The following is a 16,695-nucleotide window of genomic DNA, read 5'->3' on the forward strand; positions in this document are numbered from 1 at the left end:
GAGCGGTGGATTCAGCGAATCAGGCGCTGACCGATCAACCACGCTCGCCGTAGGCGATCTGGCCGGTGCGCACAGCGTCAGCAGCCTGGGCACGCACAGCAGCGCGGTCGGCGGTGCTCTTGTAGGTCACCACACGCGAACCAGCGGGCTCGATCGAGCGGGTCTGGGCCACGGTAGCGGCTTCCGCTTGTACTTCGGCGCGGGTGCGGTTGGTTTCGAATTGGGTGGCGAACTGCGAAGCATCGGCTTCGTCAGCGTGGGCGCCAAACGAGGCGAAAGCAGCGACAGCGGCGATGGAGAGGAAACGTGCGGTGTTGTTCATGATGGATAAGTCCTTGAAGTTAAAAAAGCGTCTCAAAAAAGCCGGGTCAAAAAACCATTCCTGAACCGGGTTCGGTGAGTCGCCTTGCGGGTTCGGCTCATCGATGGGATGAACTGTACGCGGGTAAAGGTCACAGAAAAACCACCGAGTCGCGAACTAACTGTTCCAGTATTGGAAACAATCATGGCGGAACTTTTTAGGGTTTACCCAAGCCTGACTGTCCGGAGAGGGCAAAAAGCGGGCTTTGGCCACCCATATCCCATGGAAACCCTGATGCCAATTTGGAACGGTAGGATCGGCGGTTTTCCTGCGCGAAAAGCGCTGTCGCAGCAGGTGATCGTGCGAGCCCAGGCCGTGTAATACCGCCCTTGGCAGGCCGTGGGCAGCGCTTGATATGCATCAAGACAGTGCCGTGCCGAAGAGCGTTTTGTTTGAGTGCCCTGCAAGAGAACGTCATATAGTCCGAGGTAACGATTTGTTGTTCCTCGCATGACAGACCCCCTCGATTCGGCGGACATTGACACCGCCGACAGCCCCCATTACCTGCGCGCGCTGACCGACATGGCCGACCGCCGCACGGTGGTCGCGGACGCTGCCATCTACACCGACAACGGCATCAAGCTGGTGGAGAAGGGCGCCCGCATCGACAGTCGCCTGTATGACCGCTTGGTTCAGCACAAGTTGCGCGAGCCCATCGACCGCCACCTGTCCATAGAAAACCCTGTGGACGTGCCCGCCCTGCTGGCAGCCGGGCAGGCGCTCATTGCAGAGGAGGCCTTGCCCAACATGCTGGCCGAGGCGCTGGGCCCCTCGGCGGCCCGCCTGCTGGCGCCGCTGCGCTCCTTGCCTCTGCCAGCGCCCATGGCCTGCAAGCTCACGGTCATGCGCGACCAGCGCCCCGAGTTGTTCGAGCACAGCCTGCAGATGATGACCGTGGCCATGTTCCTGGGCATCAAGAGCGGTCTGGCAGAGCGCGACTGCGGCACCCTGGCGGCTGCGGCCTTGTTGCACGACCTGGGCGTGCTGCACATGGACCCGGCCTGGAGCGACCCCGACCACAAGGTGGTGGGTGTGCAGCGCAAGCACCTGGTGGCGCACCCCATCACAGCCATGCTGATGATCCGCGACACCAAGGTGTACGCCCGTGCCGCCGAGGTGGCGGTGCTGGAGCACCACGAGCGCATGGATGGCAGCGGCTACCCGCGTGGCCTGGCCGGTGCCGACATCACGCCCATGGGGCGCATCCTGTTGCTGGCCGAGGTGGTGACAGCGTTCTACGAAAAATACGAAGACATGCCCGCGCAGCGGCTGTCGCTGGTACTGCGGCTCAACCACCGCAAATTCCCTTCCGCGCTCGTGGCCCACATCCTGCCGCTGCTGCAGGAAGAGGTGGCGCGCGAATCGGCCCTGATGCCGCTGGGCAATGATGCTCCGCGCCAGATTGACCTGCTCGCAGAAGCCTTCACTTATTGGGACCAGCTCAAGGCCGCCTTGCCCCCAGGGGCTGCCAAGGTCCCTGCAGACAGCGCCTTTGCATTCACCGACTCCCGCTTGCTGGCCTTGCAGAAAGCCTTGATCGAAGCGGGTTCCCACCCCCGGCACCAGGGCGAATTGCTGGCGCAGTTGCAGGGCGATGCCATCGGCATGGCCGAAGTGGCCCTGGTGGGGCGGGAGGCGCTGTGGCAGCTGCAAAGCATTCTGAACGCCAGCCACCGCCGCTGGCCTCAGCTGTCGGACCGCACCACGCCCATGGATGCGGCCGTGGCCGACTGGTGCGATTGGGCGCTTCGGCGGCTCTGATACGCCCCAAGGCGCGTGCAGAGGGCACCCGGGTGATCCCCTGCCGCGCAGGCTGAATCGTTTCCCCGTCGCCACGGAGTCAACCGGTTGGCTTGACCGTGGCAGGCAGCCCTCAGGTCTCCTTGGCCTTGCCCGTCAGCACCCGCAGGCCCGAGCCCTTTCGATCCTGTGGCCTTCCCCGCCTGGCTCTCCACGCTTCAAAATACTGGTTATATTTACAGTATTCCTGTTCTTTGAAGCCTTGCCCCCGCCATGCCCGCGCCCAGCCTGTCCTTGCGGATTGCGCCCGATCTGCCCTCTGCCGTGCCCGGTGTCTGGCATGCCGATGCCCTGGGTGCGGGCCCGCAGGCAGCCCAGCCCACGGGGCATGCGCTGCTGGACGCCCAACTGCCCGGCGGGGGCTGGCCGGTGGGGGCGTTGTGCGAGGTGCTGCAGCCTCTGGCGGGCCTGCATGAATGGCAACTGGTATTGCCCGCGCTGGCGCAGGCCACGGCCCGCCGCGCAGGGGCCGTGGTGGCGGTGGCGCCCCCTTGCGAGCCCTTTGGCCCGGCACTGAAAGCGCAGGGGCTGCCGCCCGAGCGGCTGTGTGTGGTGCGGGCCGACAGCGCCCGTGCGGCATTCTGGGCGGCCGAGCAGGCGCTGCGGTGCGGCGATGTGCTGGCCGTCATGGCCTGGCTGCCGCAGGCACCCGCTGCAGCCTTGCGCAGATTGCAGCTGGCGGCGGCGCAGCAACAGCAACTGCTGTGGGTGTTTCGCCCGATCAGCGCCGCGCCACAGGCATCGCCAGCCCTGCTGCGGCTTCAGGTGCAGGGGCGGTGGCTGTCTGCCGATACATCCGCGCCTGCCGCGCCCGGTATGCAGGTGCAGATTCTCAAGCGCCGGGGGCCGCCCCTGGTGCAGGCGCTGGATCTGCCGGGCTGCCATCCCCGGCTGGCGCTGGCCCTGGAGGCGCAGGCCGAGCGCCGCCACGCCGCGCAGGTGGTGGCCCGCGCCATGGTGGCGCGCTACAACGCAGCGGCCCCGGGGGGGCAGGCGGCGCCCATGCGCGCGGAGCCCGCAGTGGTGGCGCTGCAGGGGAGGGGGCATGCACTGGATCGCATTGCCGCTGCCATGGCGGGATGAGCCCGCCACCAGCCCGGCTAGTACCGGGGCGGCGGCTGCGGCTGGCACGATGGCTGCGCCTGCCGCAGGTTGGTGGGCCTTGCGCTTTACCCCGCGTGTGGCGCTGGCGGATGGTGACACCGTGCTGCTGGAGGTTTCGACCACTGAGCGCCTCTGGGGCGGGCGCGATGCCTTGCGGGTCTTGGTGTTGCAGGCCTGGGCCGAAGCCGCTGGGGGGCAGGGCGCTCTGCCGCAACCCCCGGGCATGCAGCCCCCCTGGGGCAGCGGCCCCACCGCGCTGGTGGCGCAAGCCTGGCTGCGCATGGCGCTGGCCGGGCATGCACCACGGGGGCAACAAGAGCCAGCGGTGCACACCCTGCCTTTGCACACCCTGACCGCCTTGCGCCCGCATGTGGCCAGCCTGGAACGCATGGGCTGCCGCACCTGGGGCGCCTTGCGGGCGCTGCCGCGTGCCGGGCTGGCCCGGCGCCTGGGGGCCGGGGTGCTGCGGGTGCTGGACCAGGCCCTGGGCGAAGCCCCCGAAGCCCATGCCTGGCTGGAGCTGCCCGAGCAGTTTGCGCTGGCCGCCGAATTGCCTGCGCTGGCCACCTCGGCCGATGCCCTGCTGTGGAGCGCCCACCGCTGCCTCACGGCCTTGCAGGGCTGGCTGCAGGCGCGCCAGCAGGGGGCGCTGGCGTTGGAGCTGGCCTGGCGCCATGACCTGCGGCGCATCGACGGGGTGGTGATTGTCCCCACGCAGGCCTTGCAGGTGCGTACCGCCCAGGCCACGCAGGACATGGCGCACCTGCGGCGTCTGCTGGCTGAGAACCTGGCGCGCACCACCCTGGCCGCACCGGCCAACCAGATCACGCTGCGCCTGCTGGAGTCGGCCCCGCTGCCGCACCGCAGTGCCAGCCTGCTGCCGCCCGGCGATCATGGTGGCGGTTGCCCTGGCGGTGCCGACAACCCTGCGTCCCCAGGCGAAGCCTTGCACCAGCTGCTGGAGCGCCTGTCGGCCCGCCTGGGGCCCGAACAGGTGCAGGCCCCCGTGCTGATGGCCGACCACCGCCCCGAGCTTATGCAGCAGTGGCGCCCCGCAGCCGAGGTGCTGGGCCGCCCATCCACCCGGCGCTCTGCCGCCACCAGCGCAGGCGGCGGGGCCGAGGCCGCGCTGGATGCCAGCCCCGACGCCTTGCTGCTGCCCCCCTGGCTGCTGAACCCGCCCCAGCGGCTGGCCGTGCAGGGCAACCGCCCCTGCCACCACGGCCTGCTGCGCCTGCTGGCCGGGCCCCACCGCTTCGAGGCGGGCTGGTGGGCTGCGGGCGATGGCGGGGCAGACGACCCCACACACACCGGCCTGGCCTTGCGCGACTACTTTGTGGCGCACAACGCGGTGGCGGGCCTGGTGTGGGTGTTCCGCGAGCGGCTGGCGCCACCGCCCGATGGCGCGCAGGGGCTGGCGCGGCCTCCCCGCTGGTTTCTGCATGGTGTGTTTTGAAGCACCCCTTGTACGGCTTCCCCCGCTCTCGCAGCGCTGTGTGCTGCGGGCAGGAGGATGCCGCCAGCGCGGCGGGGTGGCCCTTGTGTGGCGGCCTCCGCCTGGGGCACGGTTTCAAGCCCGGTGGGTGGCGCGCAGCGCCATAGAGAAAGAACGGAGATGACTGCATTCTTGCCGGGCTATGCCGAGCTGCACTGCCTGTCCAACTTCAGCTTTCAGCGCGGGGCATCGCACCCGCACGAGCTGGTCGAACGCGCCGCCAAGCTGGGCTACCAGGCCCTGGCGCTGACCGATGAATGTTCGGTGGCCGGCGTGGTGCGCGCCTGGAAGGCCGCCCAGTCCACGGGACTGCACCTCATCGTGGGCAGCGAGTTCCTGTGGGGCGACCTGCGGCTGGTGGCCCTGGCGCGGGACGCCGAGGGCTGGGGCAACCTGTGCGAGTTCATCTCGGCCGCGCGCAGTGCGGCGCCCAAGGGCCAGTACCACGTGGGCCCGGCCAGCCCCTGGCACCTGCTGCAGGGGTGCGAGCTGCTGCTGGCGCCTTGCCGTAAACGCTTTGATGCTACTGATTTGATAGCTATTGAGGCATATCTGTCGAGCGCAAAGGCCTGTTTTGACTCTGATTTTGACGGACACATCTGGCTGGCAGTCGAGTTGCACCTCGCCCCCGACGACGGCCTGTGGTTGGCCACGCTGCAGCGTGTGGGCGCACAGCTGGGCCTGCCGCTGGTGGCGGCGGGCGACGTGCACATGCACGCCCGCTCGCGCAAGCCGCTGCAGGATGTGATCACCGCCGTGCGCCTGGGCTGCAGCGTGGCCGAGTGCGGGTTTGCGCTGCAGCCCAACGCCGAGCGCCACCTGCGCCAGCGCGTGCGGCTGGCAGGCATCTATCCGCCCGACCTGCTGGCGGCCACGCTCACGGTGGCCGGGCGCTGTACCTTCCGGCTGGACGAGATCCGCTACCAGTACCCGCTGGAGACCGTGCCCCAAGGCATGACCCCCGCCCAGGCGCTGGCCTGGCTGGTGCAGACCGGCGTGGAGGGCGAGTACCCGCAGGGCGCTCCCCAGCGGGTGCTGGACCAGATCCGCAAAGAGCTGGATCTGATCGCGCACTGCCAGTACGAGATGTACTTCCTCACCGTGCACGACATCGTGCGCTACGCCCGCAGCCAGAAGATCCTGTGCCAGGGGCGCGGCTCCGCCGCCAACTCGGTGGTCTGCTACATGCTGGGCATCACGGCCGTGCCGCCCGAGAACTCCCACCTGCTGTTCGAACGCTTCATCAGCAAGGAGCGCAAGGAGCCGCCCGACATCGACGTGGACTTCGAGCACGACCGGCGCGAGGAGGTCATCCAGTACATCTACGACAAATACGGCCGCGACCGCGCCGCCATTGCCGCCGTCGTCACCAGCTACCGCACGCGCAGCGCCCTGCGCGACGTGGGCAAGGCCCTGGGCGTGGCGCCCGCGCTGGTCGATGCGTTTGCCAAGGACCACCACTGGTTTGACGAGACCTTCGCTGCCGACCGCCTGCAAGAGCTGGCGCAGGCCGTCGGCGCCGCGCTGCACCGGCACACCGCCACGCTGTGGCTGGAGCTGGCGGCCGACCTCCAGGGCTTTCCGCGCCACCTCAGCCAGCATGTGGGCGGCTTCGTGCTCACCCAGGGCAAGCTCACGCGGCTGGTGCCGGTCGAGCCCGCCAGCATGAAAGACCGCTCCGTCATCCAGTGGGACAAGGACGACCTTGACGACATGGGCCTGCTCAAGGTCGATGTGCTGGCCCTGGGCATGCTCAGCGCGCTGCGCCGCTGCCTGCAACTACGTGCCGTGCTGCGCGGCGAGCACTGGGGCCTCAAGGACATCCCGCGCGAAGACCCCGCCACCTACGACATGATCTGCGCCGCCGATACCGTGGGCGTGTTCCAGATCGAAAGCCGCGCCCAGATGAGCATGCTGCCGCGCCTGCGCCCGCGCGAGTTCTACGACCTGGTGGTCGAGGTTGCCATCGTGCGGCCCGGGCCCATCCAGGGCGGCATGGTGCACCCGTACCTCAAGGCACGCGAGCGCAGGCGGCAGGGCCTGCCGCTGGAGTTGGAAAAGCCCGAACTGGAAGAAGCCCTCCAGCGCACGCTGGGCGTGCCCATCTTCCAGGAGCAGGTCATGCAGATCGCCATGATCGCCGCCGGATTCACCCCCGGCATGGCCGACGACCTGCGCCGGTCCATGGCCGCCTGGAAGCGCAAGGGCGGCGTGCACCGCTTCGAAAAACCCCTGCTGGACGGCATGCTGGCAAAGGGCTACCGCCCTGAATTTGCCCAGGCCATCTTCCAGCAGATGCTGGGCTTTGGCGAATACGGCTTTCCCGAAAGCCACGCCCACAGCTTTGCCCTGCTGGCCTACGCCAGCAGCTGGCTCAAGTGCCACGAGCCCGCGTGTTTTCTGGCCGCGCTGCTCAACTCGCTGCCCATGGGGTTCTACACCGCCTCGCAACTGGTGCAGGACGCGCGCCGCCACGGCGTGCGCGTGCTGCCCATCGACGTGAGCCACAGCGACCACGACTGCACGCTGGAATGCCCCGCCGAACACCTGCTGCCTGCCAAGGGGCTGCCCCGGCCACAGCAGCCGCAGCCCGCTGTGCGCCTGGGCCTGTGCCTGGTCGCCAGCCTGGGCAAAGGGGCGGCAGACCGCCTGGTGCTGGCTCGCGCCACATCGCCCTTCAGCACCACCGAAGACCTGGCCCTGCGCGCCCAGCTGAGCCAGCAGGATGTGCAGGCCCTGGCCGCCGCCGACGCACTGGCCAGCCTCTCAGGCCACCGGCGCCAGCAGATGTGGGACGCCGCCGCCCAGCACAGCGCCCCGGCCCTGCTGCGCGACGTGCCCGTGCTCGAAGCACCGCTGGCGCTGCCAGCCGCCCCCGAGGGCGAAGAAATCCTGTTCGACTACGCCGCCACCGGCCTCACCCTGCGCCGCCACCCCCTGGCCCTGCTGCGCCCGCGCCTGGCCCGCTGGCGCCTGCAGACCGCGCTGCAACTCATGGCCATTCCCCATGGCCGCAAGGTGCGCGCCTGCGGCATCGTCACCGTGCGCCAGCGCCCCGGCACCGCCAAGGGCACGATGTTCGTCACCCTCGAAGACGAAACCGGCCCCGTCAACGTCATCGTCTGGCCCGACATGGTGGACCGCTGGCGCAACGCGCTGCTCAGATCCCAGCTGTTGGCCGTGGAAGGCCTGTGGCAGTGCAGCGTGCCCGAGGGGGGCCACGCGCATGCCACCGCCTCAGGCCAGGCCCCCGCCGTGGTGCGCCACCTCGTGGCCCAGCGCTTCAAGGACCTGACCCCGCTGCTCGGCCGCATGGCGCAGGTGCTGCAGGGCAGCCGGGATTTTCATTGAGGCAGTGCCCCGGTGGCGAATGAGGAGCCCTCTACGTATCGATGTAGCCAGCGCACCCTAAAATCCCCGCCCCATGCACAACCCCCACCACCCCCATGTCCTGCCCGTGCGCGACGGCGTCAGCCCCAGCTGCGTGGTTCTGCCCACACACGGGCAGGGCAGCATGCTGGACTTTCTGGCCCAGCGGCTGCCGGTGGTGGCCCGCGATGAATGGCGCCAGCGCATGCTGGCGGGCGACGTGGTGGACGAGCGCGGCCAGCCGGTGGTGCCCGAGCGGTCGTTTGAGGGCGGGCTGCGCCTGTATTACTACCGCAGCCTGCCCGCAGAGCCCGTGTTGCCTTTCAGCGAGGTGGTGCTGTACCAGGACGAGCACCTGGTGGTGGCCGACAAGCCGCACTTCATGCCCGTGACGCCCTCGGGCCGGTATCTGCACAACACGCTGCTGGTGCGGCTCAAGCGCCAGCTTGGTGTGCCCGAGTTGTCACCGCTGCACCGCATCGACCGCGACACGGCCGGGCTGGTGATGTTGTCGGTGCAGAAGCGCACGCGCGGTGCCTACCAAGCCTTGTTCCGCGACCGGCAGATCACCAAGCACTACGACGCGATCGCGCCCTGGCGTGCGGATGTGTTCTTCCCCCGGGAGCATGTCAGCCGTCTGGAGGAAAGCCCGCAGTTCTTTCGCATGCAGGAGGTGCCCGGTGAGCCCAACAGCCATACCCACATGCAGGTGCTGGAGGCGGCAGGCAGCTGGGCGCGCTACCGTTTGTCGCCCATCACCGGCAAGCGGCACCAGTTGCGCGTGCACATGGCGGCGCTGGGGCTGCCGCTGCGCAATGACCCGTTCTACCCGGTGGTGAACGACCCGCCCGAGGGCGACTACTCGAAGCCCCTGCAATTGCTGGCGCGGTCGCTGGCGTTTGTGGACCCGGTTACCGGGGCGCAGCGGGTGTTTGAGAGCCGGCAGTCGCTGCACCTGCCCGTGGGCGGATAGGGGTTCGATTAATGCACCCAGGGGCTGGCGGGGCGTAGCTGTGCCTGCAGGTCCTCGCTGTTGAATGCAAGGGTTTTCCCTTGGTGTGAACGGGCCATTGGTGGCTGCGCTGTTTGGCGTTCGTCCGCAGATCAGGTACTTTGTCTGTCGTATATGCACGCCTTTGCATAAATTACAGAAAAGCACCAGATGATTTCGTCAAACACCCGCCATTCAGTGGCCTTCAAACTGTCGGCAACCGCCTTGTTCAGCCTGCTGGTGGTCTTGCTGGCCACCATGGGCATCGTCAGCGGCCTGCTCTGGAAAGACTTTGGCCGCCTCTCGCGGGACGATGCTACGCAGTACGCCGCCCAGGTGCGCACGTTGGTGCAGACCTTTGACGAAACCGCGCAAGAGCAGGCCAAGCGAGACTTTTCCCTGTTCAAGGCGAATTTCCCCGGCCAGTTCTCGGTGGCCGAGGCGCCCGGGGCCGACGGCAAGCCCGAGGCCGTGTTGTCGTTCCAGGGGGCGCCCGTCAATGGCGATTTCGAAGTGGTGGACCGCTTTTCCAAGGACAGCATGGGCGCGGTGGCGACCATTTTTGCGCGCACGGGGGATGACTTCATCCGCGTGACCACATCGCTCAAAAAGCAGGATGGTGAGCGCGCCTACAAGACCCTGCTGGACCGCAAGCACCCGGCCTATGCCCTGATGAACGAGGGCAAGACCTACATTGGCCGCGCCAGCCTGTTTGGCCGGGAATACATGACCGTGTACGAGCCCATTCGCGAGGGCAACCGCACCATCGGCATTCTGTTCATCGGCTCCGATATGGGCGCCATTCTGGGCAAGCTCGACACCGTGATGGCGGGGCAAAAGCTGTTTGCCACGGGGGCGGTCTATGCGGTCAACCTCTCGGCGGGTCCCGCGCGGGGCAGCATTTTTGGCCTGCCGGGCGCGGGCAAGGCCCTCAAGGTGGACGAGAAGGACGAGCAGGCCAAGGCCTGGATGGCGGCGCTGGCGGCGGTGGGGCAGGCGGGGCAGGCGGGGGATCTGGAGTCGGAATGGTCCCCCCGCCGCAGCAGCGAGGGTGACCGTGCCACGCGCTACCTGGCGGTGGAACACTACAAGCCTTGGAACTGGGCCATCGTAGCCGAGGCGCCCCTGACGGAAATGATGAGCGAGGCCCGTAATGTGCTGGCCTGGCTATGGCTGGGGGTGGTGGTGGCCCTCGCCCTGCTGACGATGGTGCTGGTGATGGCCACCCGCCGCCTGGTGGGCGCGCCTGTGCAGCAGCTGAGCGCCGCGCTGGCCTACCTGGCGCAGGGCGATCTCACGCATGCGGTGTCGGTGCGGTCCCGCGACGAAATTGGCACGCTGGCCCAGGCGATGGAAGGCTTTCGAGCCCGCTTGGTGGAAAGCCTGGGCACCGTGCGCACCAGTGCCGACAGCGTCTCGGCCGCCAGCACGGAAATCGCCCAGGGCAACCAGGACCTCTCGGGCCGCACCGAGAGCCAGGCCAGTGCGCTGGAGCAGACGGCCGCGAGCATGGAACAGCTGGGCGCCACCATCCGCCACAACGCCGACAGCGCCAGCCAGGCCAATCAGCTCGCAGTGGGCGCCAGCCGCGTGGCGCAGCAGGGCGGGGAGGTGGTGTCCAAGGTGGTCAGCACCATGCAGGACATCAACAGCAGCAGCCAGAAGATTGCCGACATCATCGGCGTGATCGACGGCATTGCATTCCAGACCAATATCCTCGCGCTGAACGCTGCCGTGGAGGCCGCCCGTGCGGGTGAACAAGGCCGTGGCTTTGCGGTGGTGGCGGCAGAAGTACGCAACTTGGCCCAGCGCACCGCCGCCGAGGCCAAGGCCATCAAGGAGTTGATTGGTGCGAGCAGCGCGATGGTGCAGCAGGGGTCGGTGCTGGCCGACCAGGCAGGCACCACCATGCAGGAGGTGGTCCGCTCGATCCAGCGCGTGGCCGACATGGTTTCTGAAATCAGCGCCGCAAGCAACGAACAGACCGCCGGTGTGGGCCAGGTCGGTGAAGCCGTCACACAGCTGGATCAGACCACGCAGCAGAACGCCGCCCTGGTGGAAGAAATGGCCGCTGCCGCCAGCAGCCTGCGCACGCAGGCGCAGCAGATGGTGGAGGCGATTGCGCGGTTCAACCTGGGGCAGGATGCGACATCCATTCGGGGCTGAATGCGTCCACCCATGAAAAAACCCGCCAAGCTGTGGAGCCTGGCGGGTTTTGTATTTGGAGCGGGTGAAGGGAATCGAACCCTCGTATGAAGCTTGGGAAGCTGCCGTTCTACCATTGAACTACACCCGCATTTCGCAACCCGTTGATTTGAAACGGTAAATTGCTTTAAGTGCTTGATTTTACAGCTGGTTTTCTGATGGTGAGGCTTTTGATGCTCCCTACATCTGCCCCCATTCACACCCCGCTGCATATACTCCCGGTGTAGTTTAAGTGTAGTTTCTGGTGGTCCGAAACCTACACTGCTCTGCACGGGGCGCACTCAACAGGTGGGGAGTATATGGTTTTTGATGCGAGGGCTGCGAAAGCGCTGCAGGCGGGCGATGCGATGGCAGTGCCTGGTTGCCCTGGCTTGCGGCTGCTGGCCACCAAAAACCTCAAGACCTGGACTTACCGCTACAAGACGCCAGACGGCAAGCTGCGCCAGGTGGCCATTGGGCCATGGCCTGCGTTGTCGCTGCACGATGCCATGGCCAGGTGGATGGAGCTGAGGGGGCAGAAGTCGGAGGGCATTGACCCGGTTGCCCAGCGCAAGGCGCTACGTGCGGCTGCAAAAGCTACACCGACAACCCAAAAAACCTACACCGTTGCAAAGCTGGTAGCGGACTATGTGAAGGGGCATCTGCTGGTCAGCCGCAAGGCCGCTGGCGCCGAGGCGGCGCGCAAGGCGCTGGACCGGATGATCGAGCAAGAGCCCGAGCTGGCTGGTATGGATGCCAACCTGGTGACCCGTGCGCAGTGCTTTGATGTGCTGGAGGCCCGCAAGTCCACGCCCATGGCCACAGCAAAGCTGCGGTCCATGCTGGGCTCTGCCTGGGAATACGCGCTGGACGCTGGGCGCCTGGACGGCAACACGCCCAACTGGTGGCGCCAGGTGATGAAGGGGCGCCTGAAAAGCAAGGGCAAGGTGATGGCGGGCCAGCACGTGGGCCAGAGGCGGCGGGCGCTACGGGATGACGAGGTGCGCGCGCTGCTGGCCTGGCTGGGCAACATGCATCAGGTGGGCCAGGATGCGGTGGTCATGTACCTGTGGACCTGCACGCGCGGCAGCGAGATATTTGGTCTGCGGCCCGAGCACCTGGCGGTGGAAGGTGATGGTGATGATGCGGTGCTGTGGTGGACCATCCCCAAGGCGCAAACCAAAAACGCCCGGCACGCCGATGCTGTGGATCTGCGCGTGCCGCTATGGGGTCGCGCGCGCCAGGTGGTGGAGAGGCGGCTGGCCAGTGTGGGGCAGTCCGGCTACCTGTTTGAAGACACCAGGGGAAAGCCGTACACCCAGCACGCTTTCAGCACCTATGTGTACGACCTGCAGCCCTACAGCCCCAAGGCAAAACGCCGGGATAACCCGGCGCAGCAGCTGCCCGTGACCGACTGGACGCCGCACAACCTGCGGCGCACCGGCCGCACCATGCTGGCCGCCCTGGGGTGCCCGGCGGAGATTGCCGAAGCCATCGTGGGCCACATGCCCGCAGAGATAGAGGCCACCTACAACGTGCACACCTACGACCAGGAGCGGCTGGTGTGGCTGCGGCGGCTGTGCGATCACTTGGATTCGCTCGCGTCGTCTGGTGCCCCGGCGCGGCCATAGCCGGAGTTGCGCGCGGGCTTGAGGTCTGACACGGGTAGCGAGCGGCCCCAGTCTTCCAGCTCTTCCACAAGCCATGCGCTGCGGCCTGCAGACAGCTTGCGGGGCTTGGGCGCAAGGCCCTTGGATGCCATCTTTTCCAGCTGGGTGGACGACAGCGACAGGAAGGCGGCAGCAGCCTCGCGGTCGAGATACAGGGGCTTGATGGTCACTGTGGCGCTGGTCATGCCTCATTCCTCCTGAATGCCTTGCTCAAATTCATCCCCTCCACCGCGTGCCCACGCTTCAGCAGCGCTCGGCACACCGCCGCGCGCTCCTTGTGGCTGTGGCTGGCCTGGCGCACCAGACCCAGGTAGCTGTTGCCTGCGCTGAAAACCTCGGCGGCTGGCAGGTGCTCGATGCGCTGCAGGGCGCTGGCCAAGGTGCGGCGGCGGGTGGTGCGGCGCCAGGGCTTGATGACCTGGCCTACAAAGTCAATGCCCCGGTCTACCGGCTGCAGGATGGTCTTGCTGGGGTTGAGCTGCACGCCCAGGTGGGCCGGTAGCCAGGCGGTGATGTCGCGCAGCGCGGCGCTGAGCCACTGTGCATCGGGGTGCAGCAGCACAAAGTCATCCACATAGCGCACGTAGTACGGCGCGCGCAGCTGGTGCTTGGCGTGTTGGTCCAGGCCGTCCAGCAGCACGTTGGCAAAGAACTGGCTGCTCAGGTTGCCAATGGGCAGGCCGGTGTCGGCTGGCGCGTTGAATAGGCTCTTGTGCGCGGGCACGCGGCGCAGGGTGCTGGCCTTGCCGCGCACCTCTACGTCGCTGCGCGGGTCGTGCATGAGGATGGTGGTGGCCAGGGCCAGCCACCAGGGCTCATGGATGCGGGCGGCCAGGCGCTGCAGCAGGATGGGTTTGTGGATGCTGACGAAGAAGTTGGCGCAGTCGCACTTCAGATAGAAGGCGGGGCGGGCCCAGTTGTGGGTGCAACTGCGCACCTGGGCCTCCAGCCGCTGGGCGCCGTACAACGTGCCCCGGCCCGGGATGCAGGCGCAGGAGTCGGCCACAAACGCGGCCTCGAAACGCGGGCCGATGTGGTTGTAGAGCAGGTGGTGCACGATGCGGTCGCGGAACTGCGCGGCCCACACCTCGCGCGGCTTGGGGCGGGTGATGGCAAAGCAGATGCTGCGCCCGGGCCTGTAGCTGCCGTCCAGCAGCTCGGCGTGCAGGTCGCACAGGTTGCGCTCCAGGTGCTGCTCAAACTCGCGGGCGCTGGCGGTGTTGCGCTTGTGCTGGCGGCAGTCGATGTAGGCCTGCAGGAGGGTGTTGAGGGTGGGCTGTGGCGCTTCTTTTGTTGCGCTTTCCCTGTGCAGCTGACTCAATGATGGTTTCATAGGAGTTGTTGCATGAAGTTCGAGCTTTTCAAGTCGCCCGAAAACCAGCAGTGGTATTGGCGTTTCGTGGCTGCAAACGGCAAGTCCATCGCCATCGGTGGGGAGGGCTATCACAACCGTGCAGATGCGGTGAATGGAATCCTGTCGCTGCGTGCGCACGCAGCGACAGCGATCGTCTATGAAAGGGCAGAGAACGGTCAGTGGTTCGTTCCTAACTGACACATCTTGGTGTCCCTTTGTGGGGCATGAATCTGCGGACAGGACGGGCGCGGAACTCGTTGTCCTTGTTGTTGGCGTTGCTGTTGCCGTACTCGAAGTCCTGGCACCAGGCGTTGTTGCTCGAGTACTGCGAAGCGTCGAGCTATCTACGTCGCCCTGCCGAAGGCGCGCAGGGGCTTCGATCAGCGGGGTAACTGCGCCGGACCGGGCCGCGCTGGTGTGCCGCGCGGTGGTATCCGTGGTGCGCCTGGCGGTGGGGCTGGCAGTCAGCACCGCTGGGGTGCTGGTGCTGCTGGCGCCCAGCGGCTCGACCAGATTCATAAAGCGCACGGGCATGGCGGCCTTGGCTGTCATGCTGCAGGCGCTGCGGCGCTGGTTGCGGTGTCGAACAGGCCGGGCGTGTAGCCCTGTGGCTCTGCTGACGGGGTGGCGGTGGCTTGGGGCGCGATGCCATCGCCCACCGGGCTGCCGGTGAGGCGGGCCCGGGCGGACTTGAGCCAGCCGTTGGCCATCTTGCCGATGGCGTCGGTCAGCTCAATGCTGTTGGCCCACAAGGTGGTGGCGATCAGCCGCTTGGCGTGCGCAGTGCGCAGCAGGATCTGCGCGACCTGCAGGCGCTCCAGCAGCTGCTCCAGGTGGGTGGCGCGGTCTTGCGGCAGGCGGGCAGCGTTGGCACGGCCGATAAGCACCAGAATCTCCACGCACTCGTCCGCAATGCGGTAACCCATGGACGCGCGGAAGGCGCGGGGTATGCGGGCCTGCACGTCGGTGCACAGGTCGAGCAGGGCGGTGCCGTGCTTGTGGATTTCAAGGTCGGTGGCGAGGGCCATGGTGCAAAGCGGGGTCTGGTGGGCCAAGAAAAATCACGCGCGACCGGCGCTTCGCGCCGGTGGGTGGGCGGAACGGTTTAAGTGCTCAAGTGCTGGAGTTGAACTCTGCGGACAGGACGGGCGCGGAACTCGCAGTCCTTGCCGTAGGCGCTGCTGTCGCCGTACTCGAAGACCTGGCACCAGGCGCTGGTGCTCGAGTACTGCGTGCTGCTCCAGTACCAGTCCTTCTGCTGGAACAGTTCGGGCACGGTGGCCGACAGGGCGCGCAGCTCGGCGGCGGCGGGCAGGTACCAGTCGGTATGGCCACCCAGGTCCAGGGCCTTGATGCGCAGGGCCAACTGCAGGCCTGCGGCGGCCATGGCGTCGGTGTTGGCCTGGCCGTCAGTCTTGCTATCAGCGCCCGCGATGGTGGTGTAGTCCTCCGACCAGGTGGTGTCTTCAATGTCGGCCGATGCCTCGGACACGATCAGGGCGTAGTCCTGGCTGCCGTCAGCGGCTGCGCCGCGCAGGATGGCGCCAAAGTGGCCGCCGTGGGTGGCAAGGAGGGCGCCGAACAGGGGGAGAGTGATGGTGCGCATGGGGTGCTGCCTTTCAAAAAATTGCGTCGGACCGGCGCTGCGCGCCGGTGGTGGGTGGGTGAAAGTGGCGAAGGGCTGGAGGGCTAGAGTTGAATGCTGCGGACAGGACGGGCGCGGAACTCGCTGCCCTTGAGGGTGGCGTCGCTGTTGCCGTACTCGAAGTCCTGGCACCAGGCGCGGTTGCTCGAGTACTGCGAGCTGCTCCAGTACCAGCCCGAGGTCTTGAACACCTGTGGCGCGTGCAGGTAGCACATCAGCAGCTCGATGCGGCTGGGCAGGTAGTAGTCGGTGTGGCCGTCTTCGGTGTACTTGGCGGCCCACTCGGCTGCGGGGTGCTCGTCGCTGACGGCCACCAGGGCGGCGGTGTTGGCGCGGCCGTCTGTCTGGCTGGTGGCGCCTGTGGCTTCTTTGTCGTAAGGGCCCCACTTCAGGTCTTCGGCCTCGTTGGTGCCCACCAACAGGTGGCGCGCTGGCAGGCCAAACTGGGCGGGCAGGGTGCAGATGTAGATGCCGCCCTGGCCGGCCCATGGCTGGCCGGGTGCGGGTGGGGTGAGTGCGGCGGTGTCAGCGGGTGCTGGTGCCGATGGGGCGGCCACGGCGGTTCGCATGGTGTTGCCGCCTTTCGCAAGGAGCTGCAGCGCTTCGAGGGTCTGCCGCACCAAGTCGATGCCGATTTGTGAGGGGAGCACGGGCTCCCCCGTGTGCAGCAGGTTGATGTTGAGGGTGTTGATGTGCATGGTGGGTGCCTTGGTGGTGGGTGA

The 16,695-nt window shown here is 67.2% G+C and carries 14 protein-coding genes and 1 tRNA gene; 8 read left to right on the forward strand and 7 right to left on the reverse strand.

The features are described 5' to 3' along the window. Positions 1 to 34 precede the first annotated feature (34 nt). Positions 35 to 322, reverse strand: coding sequence for a DUF4148 domain-containing protein (locus ACTPOI_RS00180; protein WP_094290672.1), 288 nt, complete (start codon positions 320 to 322; stop codon positions 35 to 37). 489 nt (positions 323 to 811) lie between these two features. On the opposite strand from ACTPOI_RS00180, the gene ACTPOI_RS00185 reads away from it, so the two are divergent. The 6 genes from ACTPOI_RS00185 to ACTPOI_RS00210 all read left to right on the forward strand — a co-directional run bounded on the left by ACTPOI_RS00185 (position 812) and on the right by ACTPOI_RS00210 (position 11,286). Then, positions 812 to 2,122, forward strand: a complete 1,311-nt coding sequence (locus ACTPOI_RS00185; protein WP_094290673.1) for an HD-GYP domain-containing protein — start codon at positions 812 to 814, stop codon at positions 2,120 to 2,122. Positions 2,123 to 2,374: 252 nt separating this feature from the next. Continuing rightward, a complete protein-coding gene (gene imuA, locus ACTPOI_RS00190; RefSeq protein WP_440105332.1) occupies positions 2,375 to 3,244 on the forward strand; it encodes a translesion DNA synthesis-associated protein ImuA in 870 nt (289 codons plus the stop codon). Next, a complete protein-coding gene (locus tag ACTPOI_RS00195; RefSeq protein ID WP_440105334.1) occupies positions 3,207 to 4,721 on the forward strand; it encodes a DNA polymerase Y family protein in 1,515 nt (504 codons plus the stop codon). The genes imuA and ACTPOI_RS00195 overlap by 38 nt, the downstream gene beginning before the upstream one ends. 159 nt (positions 4,722 to 4,880) lie before the next feature. Continuing rightward, on the forward strand, positions 4,881 to 8,111 hold the full coding sequence (locus ACTPOI_RS00200) for an error-prone DNA polymerase (RefSeq protein WP_440105336.1): 3,231 nt from the start codon (positions 4,881 to 4,883) through the stop codon (positions 8,109 to 8,111). Positions 8,112 to 8,184: 73 nt separating this feature from the next. Then, positions 8,185 to 9,102 carry a pseudouridine synthase gene (locus ACTPOI_RS00205; protein ID WP_440105338.1) on the forward strand — a complete coding sequence of 306 codons (918 nt, stop codon included), beginning with the start codon at positions 8,185 to 8,187 and terminating at the stop codon, positions 9,100 to 9,102. Between the two features lie 189 nt (positions 9,103 to 9,291). Next, positions 9,292 to 11,286: a Cache 3/Cache 2 fusion domain-containing protein gene (locus tag ACTPOI_RS00210; RefSeq protein WP_440105340.1), complete on the forward strand. Its 1,995-nt coding sequence runs from the start codon at positions 9,292 to 9,294 to the stop codon at positions 11,284 to 11,286. A 56-nt stretch (positions 11,287 to 11,342) separates the two neighbouring features. Here the strand turns inward: ACTPOI_RS00210 and ACTPOI_RS00215 are convergent. After that, positions 11,343 to 11,416: transfer RNA gene (locus ACTPOI_RS00215), tRNA-Gly, on the reverse strand. 256 nt (positions 11,417 to 11,672) lie between these two features. Between ACTPOI_RS00215 and ACTPOI_RS00220 the strand changes: the two genes are divergently transcribed. Further along, complete coding sequence (locus ACTPOI_RS00220) at positions 11,673 to 12,935, forward strand: tyrosine-type recombinase/integrase (protein ID WP_440105342.1); 1,263 nt, start codon at positions 11,673 to 11,675, stop codon at positions 12,933 to 12,935. Here ACTPOI_RS00220 and ACTPOI_RS00225 read toward each other — a convergent pair. Beyond that, positions 12,890 to 13,159, reverse strand: a complete 270-nt coding sequence (locus ACTPOI_RS00225) for a helix-turn-helix transcriptional regulator (RefSeq protein ID WP_440105344.1) — start codon at positions 13,157 to 13,159, stop codon at positions 12,890 to 12,892. The genes ACTPOI_RS00220 and ACTPOI_RS00225 overlap by 46 nt on opposite strands. Further along, positions 13,156 to 14,307, reverse strand: a complete 1,152-nt coding sequence (locus tag ACTPOI_RS00230) for a reverse transcriptase domain-containing protein (protein ID WP_440105346.1) — start codon at positions 14,305 to 14,307, stop codon at positions 13,156 to 13,158. The genes ACTPOI_RS00225 and ACTPOI_RS00230 overlap by 4 nt, the downstream gene beginning before the upstream one ends. Positions 14,308 to 14,319: 12 nt before the next feature. Here ACTPOI_RS00230 and ACTPOI_RS00235 point away from each other — a divergent pair, with 12 nt between their 5' ends. Then, positions 14,320 to 14,526 carry a YegP family protein gene (locus ACTPOI_RS00235; protein ID WP_440105348.1) on the forward strand — a complete coding sequence of 69 codons (207 nt, stop codon included), beginning with the start codon at positions 14,320 to 14,322 and terminating at the stop codon, positions 14,524 to 14,526. A 350-nt stretch (positions 14,527 to 14,876) separates the two neighbouring features. Here the strand turns inward: ACTPOI_RS00235 and ACTPOI_RS00240 are convergent, their stop codons facing one another. The 3 genes from ACTPOI_RS00240 to ACTPOI_RS00250 all read right to left on the reverse strand — a co-directional run bounded on the left by ACTPOI_RS00240 (position 14,877) and on the right by ACTPOI_RS00250 (position 16,671). After that, positions 14,877 to 15,356, reverse strand: coding sequence for a four helix bundle protein (locus tag ACTPOI_RS00240; protein WP_440105350.1), 480 nt, complete (start codon positions 15,354 to 15,356; stop codon positions 14,877 to 14,879). 77 nt (positions 15,357 to 15,433) lie between these two features. After that, positions 15,434 to 15,934 carry a DUF1566 domain-containing protein gene (locus ACTPOI_RS00245; protein ID WP_440105352.1) on the reverse strand — a complete coding sequence of 167 codons (501 nt, stop codon included), beginning with the start codon at positions 15,932 to 15,934 and terminating at the stop codon, positions 15,434 to 15,436. Between the two features lie 83 nt (positions 15,935 to 16,017). After that, positions 16,018 to 16,671, reverse strand: coding sequence for a DUF1566 domain-containing protein (locus ACTPOI_RS00250; protein WP_440105354.1), 654 nt, complete (start codon positions 16,669 to 16,671; stop codon positions 16,018 to 16,020). Positions 16,672 to 16,695 lie beyond the last annotated feature (24 nt).

The organism is Acidovorax sp. BL-A-41-H1, assembly GCF_051942715.1.

Excerpts from the sequence above, each read along its gene's own strand:
- ACTPOI_RS00180 (WP_094290672.1), bottom strand. The coding sequence starts at position 322 with ATGAACAACACCGCACGTTTCCTCTCCATCGCCGCTGTCGCTGCTTTC.
- ACTPOI_RS00185 (WP_094290673.1), top strand. The coding sequence starts at position 812 with ATGACAGACCCCCTCGATTCGGCGGACATTGACACCGCCGACAGCCCC.
- imuA (WP_440105332.1), top strand. The coding sequence starts at position 2,375 with ATGCCCGCGCCCAGCCTGTCCTTGCGGATTGCGCCCGATCTGCCCTCT.
- ACTPOI_RS00195 (WP_440105334.1), top strand. The coding sequence starts at position 3,207 with ATGCACTGGATCGCATTGCCGCTGCCATGGCGGGATGAGCCCGCCACC.
- ACTPOI_RS00200 (WP_440105336.1), top strand. The coding sequence starts at position 4,881 with ATGACTGCATTCTTGCCGGGCTATGCCGAGCTGCACTGCCTGTCCAAC.
- ACTPOI_RS00205 (WP_440105338.1), top strand. The coding sequence starts at position 8,185 with ATGCACAACCCCCACCACCCCCATGTCCTGCCCGTGCGCGACGGCGTC.
- ACTPOI_RS00210 (WP_440105340.1), top strand. The coding sequence starts at position 9,292 with ATGATTTCGTCAAACACCCGCCATTCAGTGGCCTTCAAACTGTCGGCA.
- ACTPOI_RS00220 (WP_440105342.1), top strand. The coding sequence starts at position 11,673 with ATGGCAGTGCCTGGTTGCCCTGGCTTGCGGCTGCTGGCCACCAAAAAC.
- ACTPOI_RS00225 (WP_440105344.1), bottom strand. The coding sequence starts at position 13,159 with ATGACCAGCGCCACAGTGACCATCAAGCCCCTGTATCTCGACCGCGAG.
- ACTPOI_RS00230 (WP_440105346.1), bottom strand. The coding sequence starts at position 14,307 with ATGAAACCATCATTGAGTCAGCTGCACAGGGAAAGCGCAACAAAAGAA.
- ACTPOI_RS00235 (WP_440105348.1), top strand. The coding sequence starts at position 14,320 with ATGAAGTTCGAGCTTTTCAAGTCGCCCGAAAACCAGCAGTGGTATTGG.
- ACTPOI_RS00240 (WP_440105350.1), bottom strand. The coding sequence starts at position 15,356 with ATGGCCCTCGCCACCGACCTTGAAATCCACAAGCACGGCACCGCCCTG.
- ACTPOI_RS00245 (WP_440105352.1), bottom strand. The coding sequence starts at position 15,934 with ATGCGCACCATCACTCTCCCCCTGTTCGGCGCCCTCCTTGCCACCCAC.
- ACTPOI_RS00250 (WP_440105354.1), bottom strand. The coding sequence starts at position 16,671 with ATGCACATCAACACCCTCAACATCAACCTGCTGCACACGGGGGAGCCC.